A 23415-nucleotide genomic window follows, 5' to 3' on the forward strand; every position below is an offset into this window, starting at 1 on the left:
AATAAGCTCTTAACAGATGTAACATTTCTCAGATATTTATGCAGTTTTTTAAGTGAGAAAGCAACTAAAATTTCAGCAAAGTATACACAAAATCAGGCCTATCCACTCGAGAACCGTCTTGCTGCCTTTATAATACTGTCGGCTGATGATAACTTTTATAAAGAAAAACATACTGAAGTATGTGAGTATTTAGGTGTATCATATCGCCATCTGCTACATGTACTAGCTCAACTATGTAAAAAAAATATTATTGAAAAGCAGTCACAAGGCTACATCATTAAAGACAGAGAATATCTTGAAAAACTAGCTAAATTAAATTGAAAATACTTATAATAATTTTGCTTTAAAATAAAGATAATTACATGTATAATTCATACATTTTTAATTAACATAATGAATGTTTTCGGAACACATCAAATATCCACGCAATAGGCTATTGCAAATTTGCTATGCAAAGGTTGCATAGCTGCTGCAACCTTTGAGCAAAATACTCAAGATGGGTAGCGTCCCTTCATTACACTTTCTATTTCATTACACCTAACAAACTACCTCGCCACCTTTCTAAACGGCTTAGGGGTAGTTTGTTTTTTTTAAAAAAACAAGTCATAGAACTTTAAAGACAAGCATATAATCTAAAGAAGGACTCAACATACCTATAAATTGAACTAGTCGATACCCCTTGAATGCATTTATTCAGGGGGTATTTGCTTTTTATATGAATTAAAACATCCTAACTAAAGCAAACTACTTAAAATGACTCATGACATAGTCATCTGTCCTTGATACTGGTAAAGTGTAAAGAAAGCTACTGATTAGGTGTCCCAGTAGCTTTTTTCTGTTTTCAACCTGTATATCGTATACAAGGTTAGTTACCATAATCACAGTTATCGGTGGTGAAAAATAAGCAGTCCTCTTATTAAGGACTGCTTATTTTTCTTATAGGTCTTTATATAGCTCTCCTGATTTAGAAGGAACAAAAACAATCGGATAGTCTATACCTAATTGTTTTTTTACTTGTTCAAAGAGCTGTAGGCCTTTTTTGTTATATTCCTTTTCCATTTCTATTCCGTTTTCCCTTAAAGAATCGGTACTAAAATCAATCCAGTTTCCGTAATCATCAACCCACTCTTCAAGCTCACCTTTGAGATTTTCAGACAAAGGAAATTCTTCAAAATCAAGGTTTTCTCCACAATCACTACACCAGATGGGATCTGCAGAGAAATCAGCTTCTAATTTATATGTATTATGTTTGCAGTTTTCCTTATTAAATAAGCTTTTAAAGAACATACATTACCTCCATTTATATTCTTTATAATACACTGGAATCTTTCCATACCCTATGTCAAAGTTAACATAATGTACCTTTAGGAATTAAATGCTAAAAGAGAGACCAAATATGGTGTCTCCCCATTGTTAATATGTATTTTGCTTAATATATCGTATCGCTTATTAGTATGTAGCTCCTAACCCTTAACTAGAATAACGCTCTGCAAGTTTATCCTTATGGGACTGAAAGATCTCTTCTAGAGGAATATCATACTTATTGGCAATCACAATTAAGTTGCCTAACACATCTCCTAGCTCTTCCGTCAATTCTTTCTTGTTTTCTTCCCAAGTACCAGCTACTTCATCTGGTCTATCTCTCCCAATCTCTAAAGCTCTAATAGCTCGTGCTACTTCACCTGTTTCTTCAGCAAGAAAGCCAATTCGAACAAAAATATCTAGGTCCGACCAACCTCTCATCTTATAGTAGTCCTTTACCCATCTTTGAAATTCTGTTAAATCCATTGATTGGTTCCACCTTCCATTTTTAAATACCAACCTAAGTTTAACAAATGATCCATTATTATGTATAATCATTAACGGTGATTTACTTAGGAGGGGATACTTTTGAAAAGACTAGCTGTATTTTGTGGCTCAAGTAACGGGGCATCTGATCTTTATATTGAAGGAGCAAAAGCTCTAGGAAGAGAGCTTGCTAAGCGTAATATTACGCTTGTATACGGAGGCGCAAGTGTCGGTGTAATGGGTGCTGTTGCCGATGCCGTTTTAGAAGAAGGTGGCCATGTAATTGGGGTTATGCCGAGCTTCCTTGAAGAAAGAGAAATTTCTCATAAAAACTTATCAGAACTTATTGTTGTCGAATCCATGCATGAAAGAAAAGCTAAAATGGCAGAATTAGTGGATGGATTTATTGCATTACCAGGTGGCCCAGGTACATTAGAGGAATTCTTTGAAATTTTCACATGGGCTCAGTTAGGCTTACACCAGAAACCATGTGGACTTTTAAACATTAATAACTATTACACACCACTTGTATCATTATTTAATCATATGACAGAAGAACAGTTTTTACAGGAAAAATATCGTTTGATGGCTCTTGTAGATACAGAACCACAGGGGTTACTTGATCAATTTAATACATACCAACCACCTTCAGTGAAAACTTATATTACAAAGGCTCAAAGCTAACATAATCACAGTTATCGGCACAAATAAAGGGCATGAGAATATAAAATCACTCATGCCCTTTATTTCGTTTAAGCTTCTCCTTGTACCTGATCCTTTATCATGACTCCAAATAAAGCAAAGAAGTTTAGCACAACTAGAAATCCATAATAAACTCCAAGTCCATCAAAAAATAGAGAGAGAATAGGAAATATAATAGATTCTAAGCCAAATAACATAATAATAATCCCAAATCCTTTAGCAAGCTGCTTTTCATTCTTAGGTGTAAACATCTTTCCATATCCAGCAATAAAAGTAGTTTTTCCTCTTCTCCATACAAGCTGCCCTACATAAATAATTAAGCAACTTAAGATACATACCAACAATACTTTCAGCATTAAGAACACACCTTCTTCCTAAACAAGGATCTCATTATATATGTAACATTTTACCATATATTTGTATTTAATAACATGAATATTATATACAGAGCTAGTTTACATAAAACGGATTATCGGAAATAAAAAAGCGTTAAGTTTATCAAAAAACTTACGCTCTTTTTACTCACAATTTATCAACTAGAGAAACTAAGTTTAGAATAGGTTGTGCCTCTTTCTCTTCTTGATATGGCTCAAAATTTATTTCACCAAGTTTTACACCTACATCATATTCACCAATTAAACTATCAAGCATAATAAACGTTGCAGCAATAAACTGATTATTTTCTTCACTATATCCTTTAATGTAAATAACAATATCTAAACAATCCATTTGTTTATTTTCTCTATACGTAAAGAAGATATCTTCTGTATTTAAAACAATATCTTCAAAATAAATTTCTTGTTCACTATTCTGTCTTTGTCTAAACGCCACAACGTTAAATTTCTCGAAGCTTGGAGCTTCTTCTACCAGCTTTATGACAGCAGGAAACGCTGAAACCATTCCTTCTGCGCTGATAATAAATTCTCTTTTTCCTTGGTTCATTTCTAGACTGAATTCAAAAGTTAAATCTTTATGATACTTGGATAATTGTAAGCCCAATTTGTTAAATAAAAGATCATAGTTCTTTTCGTCTAATTGGAAATAATCTTCGCTATTTTTTTCAAACCAAGACCAGAATTCTTTTTCAGTGATTTTTTTCTTAAATAAATTCTTTAACATAAGACCTCCAGGGGTTCTATATACATTTTTAATTCAAGTATATATCAAAAGCTTCACAAGAATATATGTATATTTCATATATCTTTAGTTAACATAAAACGTATTTCTAGGTAGTAAAAAAGCCTTTATACTAATAATAAAGGCTTTTTTGCTATTCTTTATATTTCTAATTCACATACTAATTATGAGAAAAGATTTTCAACAAAGATAATCCATCCAGTAAGTACAATTAATACGGCACTAAGTATAGTGGTTAAAACACTTCTCACAGCTGATTTGAAATTATGAACTCCAAAGAAGCCTATAATACCAACTAAAAATACAACAATTGCTACATAAAAATTTAATCTTAATAATGATGGATGAGCAAAAGTTATGAAAGTTAGACAGACACTTAGCAATAAGAAAACGAATGACCAAAGGTTTATCGCTTTTGTCATCTAAATTTATCTCCTTTATCTATAAAATCTACTGTATTATCTCATATTTATAATCTACAAATCTAGTTACCATAATCAAAATTCTAGGAACTACTATACTGTAAACATATATTGAAACTTCTTCCTCGTTAAGATGGTTATTTCGTTTGATTCTGTAAAAAATAGGCAATATAAACAAGGAACAAGAAGGAGGAATAATCCATATGAATAAAAAAATGATAATACTCTGTATTTCATTAGCTGGAGCTTTAACTACAGGATCTCTTACAGGTTGTTCTAATCAAAATGATTCATCCTCAAACACACCACAAAAAGAAAGTAACTCTGCAGAAAATAAATTAAATTTACAACGGTATTCCAAAGACGCTGATAGTAAACAAGATGAAGATTTTGATCTAGTGGGAACTTTAGAAAAAGAAACAAACGATGAGTTAACACTTGTTATTGATGATAAAAAGGTAAAGGTACCTAAGAGTAATGCGTTTAAAAAGGAAAAAGGTACACCTAAGAATAGTGATGGAAAACAAGTAAATGTAGAGATTAATGCTAAAAATCAAAATGCAGAAAGTTTAGAGTTAACTCCTCAGGCAAAAGCAGATTCAAATGGTATATACGAAAAAGATGCTGATGGAGATTACAGTATAATTGGAAAATTAATTAATGAAACCGATAATGATGTAACAATAGAAGTGTCTAGTGGAAAAAAGACTTATAAAAAATCTAAAGACTTTGAGCAAGATGACGACAATATGCCTGGAGATAGTAAAAACAAAGTTGTGCGATTAGAAGTAAAGAAGAATGATGAAGTTGAAAGTCTCGAGGTAAATCCAGAGGATCAATAAATGGAATAGAGAATTTAAGTAGCTTATTTGTGTTACCTATAATGTATGTTTTGTTCTTTTTAAAAAGGGTAAGAACCAAATAAGATCATGTTCATTCTTAAAGTGAACACTTTTCCCTTTTCCAAACTATTTCGTTGGATATAGGCGCCCTAATAGGCGTCATTTTTTTTGCACAAAAAAGGCAATCTACCACGTTTTCATGAATATAGATAGGAGAATAATAAAGAAAGGGAAGGTGTGAATGATAAGAAAGTTATCTATTCCTATTTTAACTTTAGTGATACTATGGACAATTATTCTTTGCCTAGAGAAACAAGTTATGGTGGCCTGTTTTCTATGGGTCGTTTATAGCGCCTTGCAGTTTTTCCGAAGGGAATAATTTTTATCTTCTACATAAAGATTTTTAGGAAAGTATATAAATGGTACATAAGAGGCGTTCTAATAGACCTTTGAATTTCTTTAGCAATACTACAAACTTAACCTCCTTCCATAAACAAAAGACACTGGCTCTTAACCGGTGTCTTTTGTTTATAATTTTATTTTATGCTCAATAAATTTTATAGAAATGTCATTTATATAAATTATTAGACACTTTTCAGTTCCCTTGGATCTGTTACTTTATTTTTGTATTTCTTTTCAAATTTATTAAACATGGATATATTCGCTAGTACTCCTACAGCAAACAGAAGCAATGTAAGAGAAGAGCCGCCATAACTTACAAAAGGTAACGTTACACCTGTGATAGGAAGAAGGCCCGTTACTGCTCCTAAGTTAACAAATGCTTGAATGCCAATCATGACCGAAATACCGATAGCTAATAAGGCACCAAAAGGATCGTTGCATTTTTTAGCAATTTTTAAGCCTTGCAAAATAATGAAAAATAGTAACCCTAATACAAGTAACACTCCCCAAAAACCTAACTCTTCAGCAATAACTGCCATAATAAAATCTGTATGAGACTCAGGTAGATAACCAGCCTTTTGAATGCCTTGGCCTAACCCTTCACCTGATAGCCCCCCAGTTCCTATAGCTAGGTAGGAGTTAACCAATTGGTACCCATCCCCTTGCTGATTCGCAAATGGATGGAGAAACCCAGTAAAACGAGCTAAACGAACAGGAGAAAAAACGGTAGCCATCTGTCCTGTTACTAATAAAACGATGAGCATAACAAATATTCCTACTACTCCTAACAGAGCAATCTTTAGCATGGATTTTCTAGAAATACCTGAACATAAGACAATAGCTGCAACTGTACCTAAAATAAGGAGAATTCCACCGTAATCGGGTTGTAAAGCAATTAAGAAACAAATAAAAAATACGATAAGAATAGGTGGAATAATAGCACGCTTTAGATCATTGATATACTCTTGTTTATTCGCAAAAACAGCCGATAAATATACAATGATCGTTAGTTTCGTAAATTCTAGTGGTTGTATTCTAATCGGGCCCAGTATAAGCCAACTTTGTGCATTTCCCGCGGTATGTCCAAAAATAAGGACCAAGGCAAGAAGTGTAATCACTGTTATTAATAAGATTTTTAATACTTTTTTCTCTCGATAAATTTTATAGGGAATAAAGGCAGAAACACAGAAAAAGAAGAATCCTGCTATCAGAGCAAGTTTTTGCTTTTGATAAAAATAATCCCCTTCAACACCGTAACGACTAACCGCCGTTACCATACTAGCACTGTAGACCATGACTAAACCGATGAGGCTTAGAACAATTAAGGCTACAATAAATTTGTAATCATAACATTTTACTATTTTCTTAAACATAAAAACTCCTCGTTCCTTGCAAGTGTAAAAATCTTGTTTTTATCATAAAACAAAGATTCTTAGTAGATTATATAGAGTAAAAAGAACACTCAATAGTATAATAACAGTTCCTCGTGCTTTGTTCTTTCCTACGATATAATCATTTATACCATGTAAGAGAAAAGATACTGAAACCATAAGAACGGCTATATTGTACCAGTAATCGCTATCAAAAAGCCAAGCTATACTCATACAAATAAGCAATACAATCAACGTTGCATTTCGAATTCGATTATCAATAAAAATTTGTGCATATTTCATAAAAATCTCCCACTACTATCTCTTTTATTATATATCGTTACGTTTTATCCTCTCCGTCTCACCTTATTAACTTATACACTTCTTAGACGTTCCTGTTTTAAGATTAATAATCCTCTTTCTTCCAAGAACTCAGGACATATAGAACATTTTGTTATATAATAAGTTGTTTTGTATGTTTTAATTATAAACATTAGGATAAGGAAAATAATAAAAAGCGAATCCTTTCTTTTTTATGCTATTCGTTATTATACAGCTACATTGATTTTAGAGCTTTTTTTACCTGATTAAAATATGAAGAGAGACTTATTTAGTATTCTCACACTTGAACGTGAGAAATAAGGAGAATTCCTATGTCATTGACTACTACAGATAATTTCTTTCATTTCTTAATACTAGATATCATTCTTAGTTTCCTCGTGCTTTGTTTTATTATTTTTATAGATAAATATTTTGGTGAAAATAAAGATACAAGTGAAGAAAAGAGAAGAAAGTATCAGAAAGATTTCATTGCCTTGTTAGCAGTTGGATTAATCGTTTATTTTATGTAACATACTATAATGTATAGAATCGTTAATCATATGGAGGAGCAGCAGCATGATTCGAACAATCGCTATTACACAAGACTTACATGTCAAAGAAGATATACCTCTTGATCACTTGTCTGATCCTTCAATTAAGTGGTTCTGGGTAGACCTTGCCTCTCCATCTGAGGAGGAAGCAGAAGTATTAGAGACGTTTTTCCATTTTCACCCTTTAGCTATCGAAGATTGTCTTCATTTATTACAACGCCCTAAACTTGATTATTATGAGGATTACAGCTTTTTAGTTCTTCATTATTTAAATAGCCACACATTAGATGTTGAAGAAGTAGACGTATTTATCGGAGACAATTATTTAGTGACCTTTCACTTTAAACCATTACTTAGTATTGAAACAGTACAACAACGTCTTTTGCAACATCCTAATGGATTTAATAAAGGAGTGTCCTATATTGCCTATGCGATTCTGGATCAATTAGTGGATGATTACTTCCCAATTGTGTATGAAATTGAGGATAAATTAAATGAAATTGAAAGCAAAGATGCCAAAAAGTCAATTGCTTTACTAATGAATGATGTTTTTGATATCCGAAGTGATTTATTAAAGCTTAGAAAAACCGTTCTTCCTATGCGTGATCTGCTATATCGAATTATTAATTCTGAACGTTTACATATACCTGCAGAGCAGAAAGCCTATTTCAATGACATCTACGATCATTTAATAAAATTAACAAGCATGGTGGAAGCCAATCGAGATATGACATCAGATATGAGAGATAATTACCTTTCACTCAACGCCAACCGGATGAACTCTATTATGATGACATTAACCATTATCTCCTCTATTTTTATCCCTCTCACCTTTGTTGTAGGGTTATATGGGATGAACTTTGATCATATGCCTGAACTTCACTGGCACTACGGATATTATATTGTTTTAGGAATTATGGCTTTAATGACAATTGGCATGATTCTTTGGTTTAAACAAAAAGGCTGGTTTAACGTCAATAAGTAGCAGGATTTTTTCTTTCTATACATAAGTTTTTAGTACATTGAGAAAACTACTCAAGACGCCGTGAGGCATCTGCGAAAATCCTTACTGCAATAGAGCAGAAAAACCTACTAATCTCTGGGGTGAGTCCCCTGTCCAGTAGGTTTTTCACTTTTTTTAGCTGTATACGATATACGCCTGTAGTTGACGGAATGTAAATTTTCGGCACAAAAAAGCCTTTAGATTTATAAATCTAAAGGCTTAAAATATGCTTAACACTTTATTAGTTATATCTGATTAAAAGCTTAGTAAAAATAAGTCCACTTAATGATGGGAACAATAAATAAGCTCCTAGTGCTCCTAAAGCCATTCCATCCCATCCGCCTACTACCAAAATGCTAATTGCAATTATAGTTAAAGAAATGACAAATCCAATGTTAAAAACTTTATCCCCTATGTGTTTATCAGAGTTTCTTTTTCTTTGAAGCGAATGAAATATATACGCCAATATTAAAGCAGCTATAATCGTCCCTAAAATGATCTTAACATCCATAGAATACCCCTTTTATCCTTTTAATTCCATTTTAACAATAATATTGGGTAAAATCACTATGTATATGATATGCATTGCTAGTTTACATAAACACTCTTTCCGGAAGACACGAAAAAGAGAACCCTGTGCGCCACTTGGGTTCAGCTAAGAGTCCCTTTTCCGGAGTATACATCTTTTTATACATTGTTGATATGACTACATTCTTTGGATAGTTGAAAGAAACGAGAATGTATAAAAAGCGCTCCTTTTATACATATGTTAACCCCTATAAAAAATAGCCTATATGCGAAAAATATGATGAAAATAGCTTATTCCATACATCAAATATGTATGAGCTCTACTAAAAGCAGCCGAAATAATCACGGTTGCTCTTTTTTTGCCTAAAATCGTGTTGCTAGCGAACTCATACGTAAAATTAAAAGTCTTTTCGTGAGTAGTTGTATTAGTAATTTTCTCATACTACCTCTTATTTTCTTCAACACAAATCAAATAATACGTTTAGGAGGTGTTTTTATGCCAGAACACAGTTTCAATAAAACACATAATAATAACAATCATAGCAATAGTTATGATACAAACGGTGGAAGTATCCAACCAGTAGATGTACCCCAATCTGTCGGAAATAAAATTCCTGCTGAAAACGATGGACTAACTGGAAAAGTAAATGCAAACCTCGGATACCCTCCAAAAAAATAGCACGAAAAAACCGCCCTACAAAAGTAAGGCGGTTCTCCGATAAGTTTTATCTTACAAAACTAAAACCATGTAGAATCTTTATATTTTGGAGATTATACCATTTAACAAAAAAAAGAGCAACCCTAAAGTTACTCTTTTTCTCAGCAAAAACTAAAACAAAATGTGTGCATTGGTGCTCAAGGAGTGTTCAATAAAGTATAAGTTCAGGAATAATAAGAGCTTCATCATAGATAAAAATAGACCATTTTACCATGTTGTTGCAGATAAAATTCATTATGATGCCTGACTTTTTTAGATAGCGAGCTTTTCTTAAGTCATTAATATAAGTGATAACTGTATTTTGTATAAATAATCAAGTTTTAAAGAAGAAAGCTCCGTTATGAATCAACAAGCCCTGAAACTGTTAATTATCTATTTTTTTAATTTAAAGTACGCATATGCACTCAACATGATAGCTACCATCATTATACAAGTAAGAGGAAACAGGATAGTATTAACAAAATGATCATAAAACCAACTATACAGAAAAATCACCTCACATAGTTTAAATTCACATTGATAAGCACTAGTTTAGAAGGATTCACGGATTGTAAGAGTTATTTCCTCCTCAGAAAAATCAAGCAAATGAACCTGTTACTCTCTCTGCTTCTTTCTATTTTTCAAGAAAGCAACAAGAAGCAGCAGAAGAGGAATAATCGCAGAGAGGGGAATATACAAAACAAACATCTCTATCCCCAATCCTTCATGGAGGTGTTCTTGAAAATTGCTAGAAATCGTCATTGACATAAATAGAATCATAAGCCCTATAGGATATGAAAGTCGTGAAGGTGATTTAATCTTAAATAAGTTGGCCGTTCCTATGACAGCCGCATAAAGCAACACACTTATCTTAAAGAAGCCACCGGTAACTAAAGCAATCATAAAAAACACATCAAGACGTTCTAAAAAGTTAGCTACTTGGATGCTTTGTATGGTGCTAAGAAGAGGAAATTGGGAACGTTCAGTCAAATCAACCCCAAGTACACTAATGTTAATCAGCATGGCAATAGTCAAGTTGATGCCAGCTAATCCTGATGCACATAACATGGTCACTTTGGCTTTCTTTGGGTTTTTTAAATACGGTAAAATCATTGTAAACACAATCGCTTCACTGAAAGGAAAATACAAGATTTGAGTAAAAACAACTTTCAAGGGTTGGAATATCCCTTCTTCAAGTACTGGTTGTAAGTTCGTAATATCGATTAATCCTGAACATACAATCAGAATAAAGCCAGTGATGGCTAGGATATACATGATTATAAAAAAGATTTCTCCGGATCGCGCTATTACTTCGATACCTTTGCGAACTGTATAAATAATAACAAGAATCAATAAAGCATTCGCAATAAACAAAGGGGTATCGGGATAGGCAAAGGTTAACAGCATCTCGCCGATATCACGTAGAACCCTTGCTACATTATAGATAAAATAAAAGATATAAAGAAAGGCCAGTACGCTTCCTATGGCTTTACCTAAGATTTTCTGCATGTACTCTGTAGGTAAAATATCTGGATAGTACGAGTAAAGTTTATTATAGACTAGAAACAGAACAAAACTGAATACGGTTCCAAGCAGAATCGCAAGCCAAGAGTCCTGTTTTGCGTCCATAGCAATAGGTAACAATAAAGTAGTACCCAGCTCAAACAAAACCATTAGGATAAAAAGCTGACTGGCACTAATTTTAGCTTTTTCCATTCAACTGGCCTCCTTTTCGATTACGTTAAAGCGATTTTCTGTTTCTTTTAAATTGTTCTTTAACCTTCTTATCACTTGAGATTCTTTGAACATTATGTAGTGGATAGTAGATTTAATTTAAAGTTAGTTCTAGGCTAAAAGCATTCTTTCTATGAATGAAGCTTTCATTAGGCAATTTAACAAGGATGACAATATTCCATATGAAAATTAGCTAGTTAAATTTGTTTTTCCCATGCTTCTTCCTATTTTTAAAGAAAGCTACAAGAAGAAGAAAAGGAGGAACAATTCCAAGCAGAGGAATATGTATAACAAACATGGCCACCTTTAGTCCTTCATGATTATGCTCTTGAAGATTGCTCGCAATGGTAATAGACAAAAAGAGAATGATTAGCCCCAAAGGATATGATAACCGTGAAGGTGATTTAACTTTAAATAAACTAGCAGTTCCTACGACAGCTGCGTAAAATAATACACAGATTTTAAAGAAGATAGTGATGATTAAGGCAAGCATAAAAAATACATCAAGACGTTCTAAAAAATTAGCTACTTGGATGCTCTCAATTGTGCTAAGAAGTGGGTATTGTGAACGTGCAGTTAAATCAACACCCAGTACACACACATTAATAAGCATGGTAATAATTAAATTGATTCCACTTAATCCTGTTGCGCATAACATAGTTACCTTTGCTTTTTGGGGATTGTCTAAATAGGGCAAAATCATCGTAAATACAATGACTTCCGTAAATGGGAAATACAACGTTTGAGTAAATACCACTTTTAGGACAGGGAATAAGCCTTCTTCCAAAATAGGTTGCAAATTTTTAATCTCAATTAAACCAGAAGAAACAATTAAGATAAAGCCAGCAACCGCAAGGACATACATAAAAATAAAAAGCAGTTCTCCTGATCGAGCTATGACCTCAATTCCTTTTCTAATGGTATAAATAATGACAAGCATTAATAATGCATTCGCGATGAATAAAGGTGTGTCCGGATAGGCAAAGGTTAACAGCATCTCACCAAAATCGCGTAGAACCCTTGAGGCGTCATACATAAAGTAAAGAATGTAAACAAAAGCCAGTACGGTTCCAAGTACTTTCCCGAGAATCCTTTGCAGATACTCTGTAGGCAAAAGATCGGGATAATAGGTATAAAGCTTGTGGTAGATTAACAATAGAACGAAACTGAATACCATTCCAAGCAGAATCGCAAGCCACGCATCTTGTTTTGCATCTATTGCAAGAGGTACCAATAAAGCACTACCCAGTTCGAATAGAACCATTAAGATAAAGAGCTGACTAGAACTAATTTTAGCTTTCTCCATGCAATTGGAACCTCCTTTTTGTTTTTATTTAAAGCAACCTTTTGTCTTCTTGAATCTTTTTTTAACGTTTTCATCACTTGCTATTTTTGAACATTATGTAGTAGATTGCTTTAAGGTTAACTCTAGACTAAAAAGATTCTTTCTACTGGTAAGTACCTTACTAAGGAATATAACGATAACGAAAATGTTCTATATGAAAATTAGTTCATCAAATGTGTTTACCCTGATGCTTCTTCTTGTTTTTTATGAAAGCTACAAAAAGAAGGATAGGAGGAATTATTGTGAACAGAGGAATATGTAGAACAACTTTGGCTACATGTAATCCTTCATGAAGGTGTTCTTGGAAATTACTCGCGATTGTGATAGATAAAAATAAAATAACGATACCTAAAGGATACGATAGCCTTGAAGGTGATTTAACTTTAAATAAGTTAGCTGTCCCTATGGTGGCCGCATAAAATAATACGGTAATTTTTAAAAAAATCCCAATCACCATAGCAAGCATAAAAAATACATCCAGTCGTTCTAGAAAATCAGCTACTTGGATGCTTGCTACTGTACTAAGAAGAGGAAATTGCGAACGTGCAGTCAGGTTAACGCCAAGCATACTAATATTGATGAGCATCGTAATAACCAAATTGATTCCACTTAATCCCGTTGCACATAGCATGGTCACCTTTGCCTTCTTAGGATTATTTAAATATGGCAAAATCATCGTAAATATGATAGCTTCGGTAAACGGAAAATATAAAGTTTCAGACACTGCAACCTTTACAGATGGTAAAAAGCCATCTTCCAAAACAGGTTGTAAATTTTTAAACTCAATTAAACCAGAAGAAATGATTAAAATAAACCCAGCAACCGCAAGAACATACATAAAAATAAAAAGCAGTTCTCCTGATCGAGCTATGACTTCAATTCCTTTTCTGACTGTATAAACAATGACAAGCATTAATAATGCATTGGCGATGAATAAAGGCGTATCAGGATAGGCAAAAGTCAACAACATTTCACCAAAATCACGTAGAACTCTTGAGGCATCATACATAAAATAAAGAATGTAAACAAAAGCCAGTACGGTACCTAGTACTTTACCTAAGATTTTTTGCATATATTCTGTGGGTAAGAGGTTGGGATAATAGGTATAAAGTTTATGGTAAACTAAAAATAAAACGAAACTGCCTAACATTCCCAATAGAATCGCAAGCCATGCATCCTGTTTGGCTCTGATGGCAAGAGGTACCAGTAAAGCACTCCCCAGCTCAAATAAAACCATTAGAATAAAGAGCTGATTGGCACTAATTTTTGCTTTCTCCATTTAACTGGCACCTCCTTTTCCTTATTTTTGATTCTCTTTTACTCCTGAAAGAAATGACTTGTTTCGTAAGCCAGCGCGACGTACATAGGCTTCCACTGTAATATCTACATCTAACTTCGGAAAGTACACATCATTCCATTCCATTTTCATTTTCTTAAATTGATTTGGTCTAGTACGGTGAACTACTTCTCCAAATCCCAAAATATCCGTTTTGTTTTTTTGGGCACGTTCAATAGCTGTCTTTAGCTCTTTTTTAATTTCTTTCCTCACGGATTGTTCGATTTTTGTAATGACCTTTGGATTGGTGATATCAACAGGTACCTCCATGTCACCGATATCTCCTTCAACACGTGTATGAACAGAAATATGAGGTTTGCCATTCTTCACTTGAGTAGACACACTTGTTTTTTGTCGTACAGTTTGATAAGCAATAGCTTCTTTCTTTCCTGCCCAATCAATATTAATATCCGTTCCTTGGATTTTATCAAGAATCCATACCGTTCCTCTTGCTGGTTTTCCATACAACCAATCTACTAGCTTTCCCTGTTTTAAGACAGCAATTCCAGAAGCACGAAGCGTTGCTTCGGGTGCACTTTCCTGAAGGTTATCCAGCTTTTGTGCTTGCTGGGGATTTCCATCTAGACGAAATCCTGATACGACAGTTCCTCTTCCAGGAGATTCAAGGCTCTTCATCACCTCTTGAAGCGATGTTTTTACATTCTCTCCCCATTTTCTTTCCGTAAATTCTAAGGTTTTCAGCACTTTATTCGCTGGAATCTTATCAACCGGCGTTAACGTTTTCACTAGATCAGCTGCGGACGAATGGTTGGCAATCACGAGGGTGGAAGTATTTCGAAATTCTGGATCTCGATCAAACGCATCAATTAATGTATCAAGCCCTTCTTCTTTAGCCAATTTTTCACCAACCACGACCAAGTTTGTATGAGCATAATACAATCGTCGAGAAATTCTGCCCGAAGCCCGTCTACTTGCTTCGACTACATTGTCTCCTGAAGCTGAATAAATGGTAATAGGAGGGCTTTGAGTACCGCCTCCCCCTCCTTGTATACCAGCCACATTCCCTGGATTAATAATTTGGAGCGTTATGTGATATCTTCCATCTTTTGTTTTATCGACGCCCAGAGCTGCCACGATAGCAAGGTCAGTTAACTCTTTTTTACTCCAACAACTGGTGAGCAAGATGGTTACCGTCATCATCAATAAAAGAAAAACTCCTTTACGCTTCATTGTTGTCACCTTCTTCAAAATCACGATTCACCATACCACGAGATGCAGGGGGGTGCGGGTTTTGATTTGATCCTTCTCGAACCGTGTTAGCAGTAATTAATCGCGGTCTTTGTCTCAGTGTCCACCACGGTAATCTTATAACGGTATCTCCATTGTTTACAGGGATGAAGGGAGCAAATGGAGCCATATAAGGTACCCCAAACGAACGTAAACTGCATAAATGTACAACCATCATTAAAAGGCATAAAATGATGCCATAGAAACCAAATGTTGCTGCGCCAATCATAAACAAAAACCGAATTAAGCGAGCTGAAATCGCCATATCAAAAGAAGGTGTGGCAAAACTGGCAATGGCTGTGATCGATACAATGATAACCATTGCTGGTGACACAATACTTGCTTGAACGGCTGCTTGACCAATTACAAGGGCCCCGACAATGGATACGGCTGAACCAATAGCTTTAGGTAAACGTATCCCTGCTTCTCGTAAGATTTCAAAGGTTAGCTCCATAAGAAGGGCTTCCACAAATGCTGGAAAAGGAACAGCTTCCCTCTGTGCCGCAATTGCTACAATGAGCGTGGTTGGTACCATTTCCTGATGGAAGGTTGTTACCGCGACATAGGTAGCAGGCGCGATTAACGAAATCATAAACATAAAAATACGTAAAAGGCGAATTGAGGTTGCAATGTCAAAACGCGCATAATAATCTTCAGCCGATTGGAAGAATTGCATGAACAAAGCAGGTGCAATCAGTACAAAGGGGGTTCCATCCACAAATATAGCAATCCGCCCTTCTAGTAGGTTTCCTGCTACAACGTCAGGTCTCTCCGTGTTGTACATAGTTGGAAAAGGGGTGAATGTTTGATCCTCTATTAGTTGTTCAATATAACCTGATTCCAAAATGCTATCGATATCAATTCGCTTCAATCGCTGACGAATTTCTTTAACGACTTTATCATTGGCAATGCCATGTATGTACATAAATGTCACATCTGTCTTTGTTACGCGTCCTACTTTTAAAGACTCCATCCATAAATCAGGGGTTTTAATGATGCGGCGTACCATAGCTGTATTGGTCCCAAGAGACTCGGTAAAGGCCCCTTTTGGTCCTCGAACCACCATTTGAGTAGTAGATTCCGCGATGGAACGTTTTTCTCCACCTTTGGTGCTAGCACTTAGTGCTTGTTTTACTCCATCCACTAGGATAAGAGTATCTCCTGCCATTAAAGATGCAAATAAATCATCCAAGCTAGTGATGGAGGATATGTTTCCAATTGTCATTATATCTTTAGAAAGGAGGTCTATCGCATTGTGCTGATTTAATTCTTCTTTATGATCATCCTTCATCATAGATTGCAGTAGATAATCTTGAATCGACTGATTGTCTACAATTCCTTCTACATAGACAATCGCTGTTTTTATGTCGGAAGCCCCTCCCATTTTTATCTCACGAATAACGACATCTGAACTATTTCCGGTTTTCTGCTTAATCATGTTAAGGTTGTCTGATAATGAAAATTGTATCCATTCTATTTGATGATCAGGAGTTTGATTTTCTTCACTCTGTGATCGTTTCTTTTTTGGTTTGCGATCTTTAAAAAACGAAGGCATAGATTTAAGCACCCTTCTTTAAATTTTTATTAATTTAACCATATAGAAACTTTTTATGTAAAAATTAACAATAAATATTTATGTATCATCATAGAAGAAAAAGAAAAACCTATTAAATGGAGCGTGATTGATATGAAAATCATAGGTATTAGCCTTTTAATGATGGGATGCTTAATGGGATTTTCTTTAGGCATTGATATTCTTCAAGGATTTGATGTTTCTCAGGCGTTGTACAACGCCTTGAGTCCTTTTCGAGTAATGGAAGTTGCCGAATTATTTGTGCTCTTTTTTCTTCTTTTTCTTTTTTTTGCTGAATCTGCATATCTTTTTATAAAGAAGAGGAATCAAAGCAAGTAACTGCATACTTATAAATCGCTTTTTGAAAAAAGGAAATGGAAATAATAGAGATGTAGTTCAGGCTATTCGTTTCAATTGGTTCTTTTATTAATCAAGATTCACATAAGATAATTCATTGTCTATATTCATTAACTGGTTTTTTATCCACTCCTTCACATTGTTCATTCTGGAATCAAACGCCATTTGAAAGAGACCAGTTAACTGAAAATCGGTGAAATGACTTCCTTTTAATTTGAGAAAAGCCTCCTCATAAGAAGAGAAATGAAGCTGTCTGAATAAAAAATCGACCATTGCCTCCCGAACGTATTCTTCATTTTTCCAACAATTCATGGGAACATGAGCAAATTGCCAAGGTTTAAAGACTCCAGGATAAACAGCCTCTACTACTTGAAAAGGGGATTGGCCGAACAGGGAAAAGACACCTCTCAGGCTATGTTGACTAAAAAAGTGAATATTAACCTGAATAGGAATCTCTTTAAGAGGGATTTTTAGTTTTTCCTCTATTACGTACTTTACTGCTTCAATAGCTCGTTTTCTTCCTTCGTCTCCATCCCAATATTTATCAGGAACTTGTTGAAACTGCCAAGCTTTAAATCTTCCTGGATAAGCGTTATCAATGACTTCGTAATAATTCCATTCATAAAGCATAGCAGGTGGTTTAAGACGGTTAGACCATAAAGTGCCTGCCGTTACCTGTAGAGGAATCTCGTGAATAGGAATCGATAATCGTTGCTCAAGTAGATAGCATGTCATATAGCGCATATATTTTTTTCCTTCATTACCTACAAAGAAATAGTTAGGAAAACGTTTTCTTTTCTTTTCTAGAACATCTTGGTAAATATCGATGACTTGTTCTCTATTCACTATCCGAAGCCCCTTTTGAGAAAGTATATTTGTTTATTATTATGTATAATAATGGGATTTATATACGGATGGAGCTGAATCTGATAAGATACATAATGAAAAGAAAAGCTACTGATCCTTTATCAGTAGCTTTTCTTTTCATTATGTAAATAGGGATATGGGAATTGATAAAGGAAAAATAATATACGTGTGCATATTGATTCTTGAAACCAAACTCCAACAAGTCCGCCATCCTTTCTAAGCTACGATTTTTTTGTGTTTAAAACAAAAATGTAATCGCTTTCCACTTTGAATTGTTGTAAAATAAAAAAGGCATGTTAATTGGAGATTTTTCGAAATGTCATCTTAACTCATTGAGCCTATTCCCACATAACAGCACAAGGGAATAGGTTTTTTTATGCAATTATAGATATAATATTTAAACCCAAATTTGAAATAGGATTATTTGTATAAATTTAACAATAACACAAAATATACCGTTCATAAAAGTATACTTTTACGAACTTTTCTTTTATATAAGAAATCTATCATTCTCACCGTCCGTTTAACTCAAATAACAAAATACGAACGTCCTTTTAAATACATGCACCTTAACGAACGTTTGTTGATAAAACAAAAGATATTTATATGTGAAAAAACTCGTCTAAAAATTGCTTACCTCTTAGAGGTAAGTTTATTTTAGACGAGCTTCTATAATAATTATAAAACAAACGTTAATAACGAAGCGTACAATATAAGAGATTAATATGCATTCACAGCTAGTTTAGAGTCGTTAAAATAAATAACCTCCGAAAGGATCTTACAGCCTTGGATTTCTTTAAAAGCTCTTCTTGCTTCTATTTCGTTTTCATATTCAAACATCGTAGTATTGTTTAAATTTGAATAAGTAGTGATTATCCACATAAAAATAGCTCCTTTATTTGTATTGACTTTAAATTTAAGAGATATTTTTCTCTACTTCTATTTTTGTTATATTCCTTCTGTTTTTTGTAAGAAAGAAAGATCCTACAATGAATAAAGCTATTAGTAAAGTTAAAAGGAACTGTGTACGTAAAGAATCAATAAAAGGCATTGCGATAAAAATACTAGTAATGCCAGCAATCGTGCCGTATGTTAAGTAAGGAAACAGCCACATTCTTATTTTGAGTTTCTCAGGCTGCTCCTTTTCATAACTTTTACGCATACGTAATTGAGAGAAAGCGATTACCAAATATACAAGAAGAGCGACTCCCCCAGAAGCATTGACTAGAAACAAAAAAATCTTATCAGGAGAAAGATAATTAAAACCTACGCTGATATAAGAAATAATTGTACAGCCTATAATTGCATTAAAAGGAATTCCTTTTCTATTTACCTTTAAAAACAGTTTAGGAGCATCTCCTTTCTGAGCCATAGAAAATAACATACGAGAACTTGTATAAAGACCTGAATTTAAGCAAGAAAGTACAGCTGTTAACAAGATAAAATTCATTACTTGAGCTGCTGCTGGAATATTGACAATTTCTAAGAGCGATACAAAAGGGCTTTTCATCAAACTTGAAGAATCCCAAGGAAGAACTGTTACAAGAATCAGGATAGAGCCAAGATAGAAAAGTAAAATTCTGTAGATGACGGTATTTGTTGCGGATATAATTGCTTTTTCTGGATGAGGTGATTCACCTGCGGCTGTGGCTACAATCTCTGTTCCCATAAATGAGAACATTACAACAGTTACTCCTAAGAAGATCGAACTTATTCCATTGGGAAGGAATCCACCTCTGTCGAGAAGGTTTGATGTACCAGGTGATTCTACTCCTGGTATAAAACCACATATAATAGCTCCTCCAAGGATTAAAAACAGACCCAAACTTACTACTTTAATTAAAGAAAACCAATATTCAAATTCACCAAAAGATTTAACAGAAAATATGTTAGTTAAGGTTAACAGAAAGGTAAGAATTAGGCTCACGGACCAGGATGGCAAAGAAGGAAACCAATATTGAATAATTGTTGCACCAGCTATTGCTTCTACTGCAATAACAATAACCCAAAAGAACCAGTACAACCAACCAATAGTATATCCAGCCCATGGTCCAAGTGCCTCTCTGGCGTAAGTAGCAAACGACCCACTCGATGGATTGGCTGTTGACATTTCACCTAGCATCCGCATTACTAAAATGACTAATAAACCAGCAAATGCGTACGAGATAATCGAACCAGGTCCTGCAGTATTAATTAATGTTCCACTTCCAATAAATAGTCCAGCACCAATGACACCACCAAGAGAAATCATGGTGATATGACGTGTTTTTAGTTCTTTTTTGAGCTCAGGCTGTTGATCATGCATATCCTATAACCTCCTTTGTAAAAATTAATATTCCTATCCATAAAGTAAGGAAATTTAATAGTTGAGTAGAGAAGAAAGTCGTCAGAAAAAGCCTTTGCTCACATAACAAAGGCTATTTAATTTTTTTGACAGAACCTCAATTAAATCTAAATATTATGAAAATTTAGATATTTATTTAGAAAAAAAGCCTTTTAATGCAAATGCAACATTTTGTGGTCTTTCTGCCATACGACGCATAAAATATCCAAACCAGTCATTTCCAAAAGGGACATAAACACGCATTTTATAGCCTTCTTTAGCTAGACTCAACTGCATATCGGTTCTAAATCCGTATAGCATTTGAAACTCAAATTGATTACGATTGATGTGATGTTTTTCAGCAAATTCTTTTACTTTTTCGATAATATTATGATCATGAGAGGCAATAGCTGTATAGCTTCCACTTAATAAATGTTCTTCAATAATTCTCATGTAATTATTATCTATTTCCTTCTTTTCTTGGTAAGCTACTGTAGGAGATTCTTGATAAGCCCCTTTAACCAATCTAAGAGAAATGCCTTTTAAGTCTTTTACATCTTGCTCAGCTCGAAATAAGTATGCTTGAATAACTGTACCTACGTTATCATAACTATAAGTTTGACGTAATTTTTTTAAGATATCTAACGTAATTTGGCAATGTGCATAGTCTTCCATATCAATTCGTACAAAATTATTATATTTTTTTGCCGTTTCAAGGATTCGACGCATATTTTCCATACAGAAATTTGGATCAATATCCAGACCAAGCTGGGTCATTTTAACGGATAGATTACAATTTACCCCTGATTTCCCCATAGCTTCTAATGTACGTACGTTATATTGTGTTGCTTCTATAGCTTCTTCTCTACTAGATACAAATTCTCCTAGATGATCAAGAGTGCAAACTAACCCCTTTTGATTTAATTGATTTACTTTTACCATGGCACTCTCAATTGTATCCCCCGCCACAACTTGAGAAGCTCCAAATTTAAGACCCCATTTTTTTGCAGCCTTATTTAGTACTCTATTTTGAGAAGCATGAAGAAAAACATTTTTTGAAACCTCTGCTAACATGAAAATCCCCCCCTAAATATATGTACCTTTCTTTAAACCCGGGACAGCCTCGAAAAGCTGTCCCATTGTTTTTAAAGTGATGTACTTGTTGTTTTTGCTTGCATGTGCAGGATTAAGTAATCCGGTCCTCCTGCTTTTGAATCAGTTCCAGACATGTTAAATCCACCAAACGGATGATAGCCTACAATTGCACCTGTACAACCACGGTTGAAATAAAGATTACCTACATGAAATTCTTCTTTTGCTCTTTCAATATGGGCAGGTGTATTAGAAAGTAACGCACCTGTCAAAGCATAGTCAGTGTTATTTGCAATCTCCATCATATGATCGAAATCGCGTGCTTTACAGAAAGCCACTACTGGACCAAAAATCTCTTCCTGCATTAGGCGTGCTTTTTCATCGACATCTGCAAAGATTGTTGGCTGAATGAAGTAACCCTTAGAGTCATCTGCTTCTCCACCTGTCATCAAGCGCCCCTCTTCTTTACCGATTGCAATATAAGATAATACTTTGTTGTAAGAAGCCTCATGACTAACAGGTCCCATATAAGTAGATACATCTTCTGGATTCCCTACTTTTAATGTTTTTGTTAATGCAACTGCTTTTTCAAGTACAATGTCATACACATCTTGATGAACCACAGCACGAGAACCAGCTGAACATTTTTGTCCTGAGAAGCCGAATGCAGAGTAAACGATAGAAGATGCTGCTAAATCTAAATCTGCATCTTTATCAACAACCACTGTATCTTTTCCACCCATTTCAGCAATAACACGTTTTAACCATTTTTGCCCTGGTTGTACTTTTGATGCTTTTTCATAAATACGGCAACCAACTTCACGAGAACCTGTGAATGAAACAAAACGTGTTTTAGGATGTTGAACTAAATAGTCGCCAATCTCAGGTGTAACGCCTGGAATAAAGTTTAGTACTCCTTTAGGAAGACCAGCTTCCTCCATTACTTCTACAAATTTCGCTGCTACGACAGGAGTTGCATCAGCAGGTTTTAATAAGATTGTGTTTCCTGTAACGATTGCTGCAGCTGCAGTCCCTGCCATAATAGCTAACGGAAAATTAAATGGAGAAATAATGATTCCTACACCAAGTGGGATATAATTAAATTTATTTTCTTCCCCTTCACGACTTTGTACAGGTACCCCGTCTTTTAACTTCAACATTTGGCGTGCATAAAACTCTAGAAAATCAATAGCTTCTGCTGTATCTGCATCAGCCTCATTCCAAGGCTTACCAGCTTCCTTAACTAAATAGCTTGAGAATTCATGTTTACGACGACGGATAATGTCAGCTGCACGGAATAAAATGTTTGCGCGTACTTCTGGATCTTCTTTTTTCCATGTATTGAATGTAGAAAGAGCTGTTTGCATAGCTTTTTCAGCTAATTCTTGATTCGTTTTAGACACTCGTCCAATAATCTCTACTTTATTTGCTGGGTTAATCGATACAATTTTTTCATCTGTTGTAATTAACTCTTCACCAATAACTAGAGGATAATCTTTTCCTAGTTCGGCTTGTACAGTTTCTAAAGCTTTACTAAATTCTTTTTTATTTTCTTCAAGTGTAAAGTCTGTAAAAGGCTCATGTTTATATGCTTTGATTTCTGTAAGAGTTGTTGTCATTGTACTATTCTCTCCCTTAAAAGTTTTAATAGATTTCTGATTTTAAAATCGATGTGTTTTGTAGTACTGGCCAATACTATCTTCAAATTATCAATACTTATTAGATAATTAGTTCTAAAAGTTTGAAATAATAAATTAATTTATAATTTTTAGAACAT

General features: G+C 34.3%; 23 protein-coding genes. 7 read left to right on the forward strand and 16 right to left on the reverse strand.

Annotated features, from left to right (window positions below; translation table 11 throughout):
- Positions 1–321: helix-turn-helix domain-containing protein (locus tag AC0KUU_RS12485; protein ID WP_473452324.1), on the forward strand; the 321-nt coding region annotated here is incomplete at its 5' end.
- A gap of 615 nt (positions 322–936) precedes the next feature.
- On the opposite strand, the gene AC0KUU_RS12490 is transcribed toward AC0KUU_RS12485, so the two are convergent.
- The gene (locus AC0KUU_RS12490; protein WP_322551918.1) at positions 937–1287 is read right to left on the reverse strand and encodes a hypothetical protein; all 351 of its coding nucleotides are present in this window, start codon (positions 1285–1287) and stop codon (positions 937–939) included.
- Between the two features lie 183 nt (positions 1288–1470).
- Positions 1471–1788: a MazG-like family protein gene (locus AC0KUU_RS12495; RefSeq protein WP_322551917.1), complete on the reverse strand. Its 318-nt coding sequence runs from the start codon at positions 1786–1788 to the stop codon at positions 1471–1473.
- Between the two features lie 102 nt (positions 1789–1890).
- Between AC0KUU_RS12495 and AC0KUU_RS12500 the strand changes: the two genes are divergently transcribed.
- On the forward strand, positions 1891–2472 hold the full coding sequence (locus AC0KUU_RS12500) for an LOG family protein (protein ID WP_098599586.1): 582 nt from the start codon (positions 1891–1893) through the stop codon (positions 2470–2472).
- Positions 2473–2540: 68 nt separating this feature from the next.
- On the opposite strand, the gene AC0KUU_RS12505 is transcribed toward AC0KUU_RS12500, so the two are convergent.
- The 3 genes from AC0KUU_RS12505 to AC0KUU_RS12515 all read right to left on the reverse strand — a co-directional run bounded on the left by AC0KUU_RS12505 (position 2541) and on the right by AC0KUU_RS12515 (position 4049).
- The gene (locus tag AC0KUU_RS12505; RefSeq protein ID WP_322551916.1) at positions 2541–2846 is read right to left on the reverse strand and encodes a hypothetical protein; all 306 of its coding nucleotides are present in this window, start codon (positions 2844–2846) and stop codon (positions 2541–2543) included.
- Between the two features lie 166 nt (positions 2847–3012).
- Positions 3013–3609 (reverse strand): hypothetical protein, encoded by a 597-nt coding sequence (locus AC0KUU_RS12510; protein ID WP_322551915.1) that lies wholly within the window; start codon positions 3607–3609, stop codon positions 3013–3015.
- A 182-nt stretch (positions 3610–3791) separates the two neighbouring features.
- Positions 3792–4049 (reverse strand): hypothetical protein, encoded by a 258-nt coding sequence (locus AC0KUU_RS12515; RefSeq protein WP_074683070.1) that lies wholly within the window; start codon positions 4047–4049, stop codon positions 3792–3794.
- A 203-nt stretch (positions 4050–4252) separates the two neighbouring features.
- Between AC0KUU_RS12515 and AC0KUU_RS12520 the strand changes: the two genes are divergently transcribed.
- The gene (locus AC0KUU_RS12520; RefSeq protein WP_322551914.1) at positions 4253–4891 is read left to right on the forward strand and encodes a hypothetical protein; all 639 of its coding nucleotides are present in this window, start codon (positions 4253–4255) and stop codon (positions 4889–4891) included.
- Between the two features lie 584 nt (positions 4892–5475).
- Here AC0KUU_RS12520 and AC0KUU_RS12525 read toward each other — a convergent pair.
- Entirely contained in the window at positions 5476–6666 is a 1191-nt protein-coding gene (locus tag AC0KUU_RS12525; protein WP_322551913.1) for an FtsW/RodA/SpoVE family cell cycle protein, read from the reverse strand.
- Between the two features lie 650 nt (positions 6667–7316).
- Here AC0KUU_RS12525 and AC0KUU_RS12530 point away from each other — a divergent pair.
- Both AC0KUU_RS12530 and corA read left to right on the forward strand, forming a co-directional pair.
- Positions 7317–7514, forward strand: coding sequence for a hypothetical protein (locus tag AC0KUU_RS12530; RefSeq protein ID WP_322551912.1), 198 nt, complete (start codon positions 7317–7319; stop codon positions 7512–7514).
- Positions 7515–7560: 46 nt separating this feature from the next.
- Positions 7561–8520 carry a magnesium/cobalt transporter CorA gene (corA, locus tag AC0KUU_RS12535; protein ID WP_322551911.1) on the forward strand — a complete coding sequence of 320 codons (960 nt, stop codon included), beginning with the start codon at positions 7561–7563 and terminating at the stop codon, positions 8518–8520.
- Between the two features lie 259 nt (positions 8521–8779).
- Here corA and AC0KUU_RS12540 read toward each other — a convergent pair whose 3' ends face one another.
- Positions 8780–9049 carry a YesK family protein gene (locus AC0KUU_RS12540; protein WP_318619211.1) on the reverse strand — a complete coding sequence of 90 codons (270 nt, stop codon included), beginning with the start codon at positions 9047–9049 and terminating at the stop codon, positions 8780–8782.
- A gap of 513 nt (positions 9050–9562) precedes the next feature.
- Here AC0KUU_RS12540 and AC0KUU_RS12545 point away from each other — a divergent pair.
- A complete protein-coding gene (locus AC0KUU_RS12545; RefSeq protein ID WP_322551910.1) occupies positions 9563–9745 on the forward strand; it encodes a hypothetical protein in 183 nt (60 codons plus the stop codon).
- Between the two features lie 633 nt (positions 9746–10378).
- Here AC0KUU_RS12545 and AC0KUU_RS12550 read toward each other — a convergent pair.
- From AC0KUU_RS12550 to AC0KUU_RS12570, 5 genes are all read right to left on the reverse strand, one after another.
- Positions 10379–11479 carry a GerAB/ArcD/ProY family transporter gene (locus tag AC0KUU_RS12550; RefSeq protein WP_028410103.1) on the reverse strand — a complete coding sequence of 367 codons (1101 nt, stop codon included), beginning with the start codon at positions 11477–11479 and terminating at the stop codon, positions 10379–10381.
- Between the two features lie 211 nt (positions 11480–11690).
- Complete coding sequence (locus AC0KUU_RS12555; protein ID WP_322551909.1) at positions 11691–12803, reverse strand: GerAB/ArcD/ProY family transporter; 1113 nt, start codon at positions 12801–12803, stop codon at positions 11691–11693.
- Positions 12804–13011: 208 nt separating this feature from the next.
- Positions 13012–14121, reverse strand: coding sequence for a GerAB/ArcD/ProY family transporter (locus AC0KUU_RS12560; protein WP_322551908.1), 1110 nt, complete (start codon positions 14119–14121; stop codon positions 13012–13014).
- A gap of 21 nt (positions 14122–14142) precedes the next feature.
- Entirely contained in the window at positions 14143–15369 is a 1227-nt protein-coding gene (locus AC0KUU_RS12565; protein ID WP_322551907.1) for a Ger(x)C family spore germination protein, read from the reverse strand.
- Positions 15359–16981: a spore germination protein gene (locus AC0KUU_RS12570; RefSeq protein WP_322551906.1), complete on the reverse strand. Its 1623-nt coding sequence runs from the start codon at positions 16979–16981 to the stop codon at positions 15359–15361. Before AC0KUU_RS12570 ends, AC0KUU_RS12565 begins: the two co-directional genes overlap by 11 nt.
- A 132-nt stretch (positions 16982–17113) precedes the next feature.
- Here AC0KUU_RS12570 and AC0KUU_RS12575 point away from each other — a divergent pair, with 132 nt between their 5' ends.
- On the forward strand, positions 17114–17338 hold the full coding sequence (locus AC0KUU_RS12575; protein ID WP_029325680.1) for a YczF family membrane protein: 225 nt from the start codon (positions 17114–17116) through the stop codon (positions 17336–17338).
- Between the two features lie 87 nt (positions 17339–17425).
- Here AC0KUU_RS12575 and AC0KUU_RS12580 read toward each other — a convergent pair whose 3' ends face one another.
- From AC0KUU_RS12580 to pruA, 4 genes are all read right to left on the reverse strand, one after another.
- On the reverse strand, positions 17426–18202 hold the full coding sequence (locus tag AC0KUU_RS12580) for a DUF4046 domain-containing protein (RefSeq protein WP_322551905.1): 777 nt from the start codon (positions 18200–18202) through the stop codon (positions 17426–17428).
- 937 nt (positions 18203–19139) lie between these two features.
- Positions 19140–20528: an amino acid permease gene (locus AC0KUU_RS12585; RefSeq protein ID WP_322551904.1), complete on the reverse strand. Its 1389-nt coding sequence runs from the start codon at positions 20526–20528 to the stop codon at positions 19140–19142.
- Between the two features lie 171 nt (positions 20529–20699).
- On the reverse strand, positions 20700–21620 hold the full coding sequence (locus AC0KUU_RS12590) for a proline dehydrogenase family protein (RefSeq protein WP_043979283.1): 921 nt from the start codon (positions 21618–21620) through the stop codon (positions 20700–20702).
- Positions 21621–21691: 71 nt separating this feature from the next.
- The gene (gene pruA / locus AC0KUU_RS12595) at positions 21692–23257 is read right to left on the reverse strand and encodes an L-glutamate gamma-semialdehyde dehydrogenase (protein WP_028408064.1); all 1566 of its coding nucleotides are present in this window, start codon (positions 23255–23257) and stop codon (positions 21692–21694) included.
- Positions 23258–23415 lie beyond the last annotated feature (158 nt).

The organism is Priestia sp. ST2 (assembly GCF_055810735.1).

Bases quoted from the DNA above. Each gene is read 5' to 3' on its own strand.
- AC0KUU_RS12490 (WP_322551918.1), bottom strand. From the start codon at position 1,287: ATGTTCTTTAAAAGCTTATTTAATAAGGAAAACTGCAAACATAATACA.
- AC0KUU_RS12495 (WP_322551917.1), bottom strand. From the start codon at position 1,788: ATGGATTTAACAGAATTTCAAAGATGGGTAAAGGACTACTATAAGATG.
- AC0KUU_RS12505 (WP_322551916.1), bottom strand. From the start codon at position 2,846: ATGCTGAAAGTATTGTTGGTATGTATCTTAAGTTGCTTAATTATTTAT.
- AC0KUU_RS12510 (WP_322551915.1), bottom strand. From the start codon at position 3,609: ATGTTAAAGAATTTATTTAAGAAAAAAATCACTGAAAAAGAATTCTGG.
- AC0KUU_RS12515 (WP_074683070.1), bottom strand. From the start codon at position 4,049: ATGACAAAAGCGATAAACCTTTGGTCATTCGTTTTCTTATTGCTAAGT.
- AC0KUU_RS12520 (WP_322551914.1), top strand. From the start codon at position 4,253: ATGAATAAAAAAATGATAATACTCTGTATTTCATTAGCTGGAGCTTTA.
- AC0KUU_RS12525 (WP_322551913.1), bottom strand. From the start codon at position 6,666: ATGTTTAAGAAAATAGTAAAATGTTATGATTACAAATTTATTGTAGCC.
- AC0KUU_RS12530 (WP_322551912.1), top strand. From the start codon at position 7,317: ATGTCATTGACTACTACAGATAATTTCTTTCATTTCTTAATACTAGAT.
- corA (WP_322551911.1), top strand. From the start codon at position 7,561: ATGATTCGAACAATCGCTATTACACAAGACTTACATGTCAAAGAAGAT.
- AC0KUU_RS12540 (WP_318619211.1), bottom strand. From the start codon at position 9,049: ATGGATGTTAAGATCATTTTAGGGACGATTATAGCTGCTTTAATATTG.
- AC0KUU_RS12545 (WP_322551910.1), top strand. From the start codon at position 9,563: ATGCCAGAACACAGTTTCAATAAAACACATAATAATAACAATCATAGC.
- AC0KUU_RS12550 (WP_028410103.1), bottom strand. From the start codon at position 11,479: ATGGAAAAAGCTAAAATTAGTGCCAGTCAGCTTTTTATCCTAATGGTT.
- AC0KUU_RS12555 (WP_322551909.1), bottom strand. From the start codon at position 12,803: ATGGAGAAAGCTAAAATTAGTTCTAGTCAGCTCTTTATCTTAATGGTT.
- AC0KUU_RS12560 (WP_322551908.1), bottom strand. From the start codon at position 14,121: ATGGAGAAAGCAAAAATTAGTGCCAATCAGCTCTTTATTCTAATGGTT.
- AC0KUU_RS12565 (WP_322551907.1), bottom strand. From the start codon at position 15,369: ATGAAGCGTAAAGGAGTTTTTCTTTTATTGATGATGACGGTAACCATC.
- AC0KUU_RS12570 (WP_322551906.1), bottom strand. From the start codon at position 16,981: ATGCCTTCGTTTTTTAAAGATCGCAAACCAAAAAAGAAACGATCACAG.
- AC0KUU_RS12575 (WP_029325680.1), top strand. From the start codon at position 17,114: ATGAAAATCATAGGTATTAGCCTTTTAATGATGGGATGCTTAATGGGA.
- AC0KUU_RS12585 (WP_322551904.1), bottom strand. From the start codon at position 20,528: ATGCATGATCAACAGCCTGAGCTCAAAAAAGAACTAAAAACACGTCAT.
- AC0KUU_RS12590 (WP_043979283.1), bottom strand. From the start codon at position 21,620: ATGTTAGCAGAGGTTTCAAAAAATGTTTTTCTTCATGCTTCTCAAAAT.
- pruA (WP_028408064.1), bottom strand. From the start codon at position 23,257: ATGACAACAACTCTTACAGAAATCAAAGCATATAAACATGAGCCTTTT.